Source organism: Pseudomonas sp. IPO3774, from assembly GCF_013386835.1.
Classification (GTDB): domain Bacteria; phylum Pseudomonadota; class Gammaproteobacteria; order Pseudomonadales; family Pseudomonadaceae; genus Aquipseudomonas.
Genome location: NZ_JACAQY010000086.1, coordinates 1 through 1,686, shown reverse-complemented (window position 1 = coordinate 1,686; position 1,686 = coordinate 1). Strand labels below are relative to the sequence as shown.

Sequence of the window (1,686 nt, the reverse complement as noted above, 5' to 3'; positions counted from 1 at the left end):
TGGCGCAATCAATCGCGATCTGGTAGCCCGCATCCGCATGACGCATCACGCCGGTCGCCGGGTCGTTGTGCAGCACGCGCGCGATACGCTCGGCGGCTTCGTCGGTACCGTCGCAGACAATCACCATGCCCGAGTGCTGGGAGAAGCCCATGCCGACGCCGCCGCCGTGGTGCAACGAAACCCAGGTCGCGCCGCTGGCGGTGTTGAGCAAGGCGTTGAGCAGTGGCCAGTCGGACACGGCGTCGGAACCGTCCTGCATCGATTCGGTTTCACGGTTGGGGCTGGCCACCGAGCCGGAGTCCAGGTGGTCGCGGCCGATCACGATGGGTGCCGACAGCTCGCCGCTGCGCACCATTTCGTTGAATGCCAGGCCGAGCTTGGCGCGCTGGCCCAGGCCAACCCAGCAGATACGCGCCGGCAGGCCCTGGAAGCTGATGCGCTCGCGGGCCATGTCCAGCCAGTTGTGCAGGTGCGCGTCGTCCGGGATCAGCTCTTTGACTTTGGCGTCGGTCTTGTAGATGTCTTGCGGGTCGCCCGACAGCGCAGCCCAACGGAACGGGCCGATGCCACGGCAGAACAGCGGACGGATGTAGGCCGGGACGAAACCCGGGAAGTCGAAGGCGTTTTCCACGCCCACTTCTTGCGCCATCTGACGGATGTTGTTGCCGTAGTCGAACGTCGGGATGCCTTGTTTCTGGAACTCGAGCATGGCTTTGACGTGCACGGCCATCGACTGCTTGGCGGCCTTGATCACTTCGGCCGGTTCGGTCTTGGCGCGGGCGCGGTATTCGTCCCAGGTCCAGCCGGCGGGCAGGTAGCCGTTGAGCGGGTCGTGGGCGCTGGTCTGGTCGGTGACCATGTCCGGGCGCACGCCGCGCTTGACCAGTTCCGGAAGGATTTCAGCGGCGTTGCCCAGCAACGCGATGGAGATCGCCTGGCCGGCCTTGGTGTATTTGTCGATGCGCGCCAGGGCGTCGTCGAGGTCGGTGGCTTGTTCGTCGACGTAGCGGCTGCTCAGGCGGAAGTCGATGCTGACCTGCTGGCATTCGATGTTCAGCGAGCAGGCACCGGCCAGGGTCGCGGCCAGTGGCTGGGCGCCGCCCATGCCGCCGAGGCCGGCAGTCAGGACCCAACGGCCCTTGAGGTCATCGTTGTAGTGCTGGCGACCGGCTTCGACGAAGGTTTCGTAGGTGCCCTGCACGATGCCCTGGCTGCCGATGTAGATCCAGCTGCCGGCGGTCATCTGGCCGTACATGGCCAGGCCCTTGGCATCCAGTTCGTTGAAATGCTCCCAGCTCGCCCAGTGCGGTACCAGGTTGGAGTTGGCGATCAGCACGCGCGGGGCGTTGCTGTGGGTCTTGAACACGCCGACGGGTTTGCCGGATTGCACCAGCAGGGTTTCGTCGTCGTTGAGGTTGGTCAGGCTTTCGACGATCTTGTCGTAGCATTCCCAGTTACGTGCCGCACGGCCGATGCCGCCGTACACCACCAGTTCTTTCGGATTTTCGGCAACCTGCGGGTCGAGGTTGTTCATCAACATGCGCAGCGGCGCTTCAGTCAGCCAGCTTTTGGCGGTCAGCGTGTTGCCGCGTGCGGCACGGATTTCAACGTCACGGTATTGGGTAGGCTTGGTCACAAAAAAATCCTCAACGATCAATGCGCGAACATTGATGGGTGCGAAGAGGA

1 protein-coding gene is annotated in these 1,686 nt (G+C 63.9%); it reads right to left on the bottom strand.

Going from position 1 to position 1,686, the window contains the following annotated elements:
* Window positions 1-1,636 (bottom strand): urocanate hydratase (gene hutU / locus HYE77_RS32390; protein WP_177070608.1); only part of this gene is annotated, 1,636 nt, incomplete at its 3' end.
* Window positions 1,637-1,686: the final 50 nt, after the last annotated feature.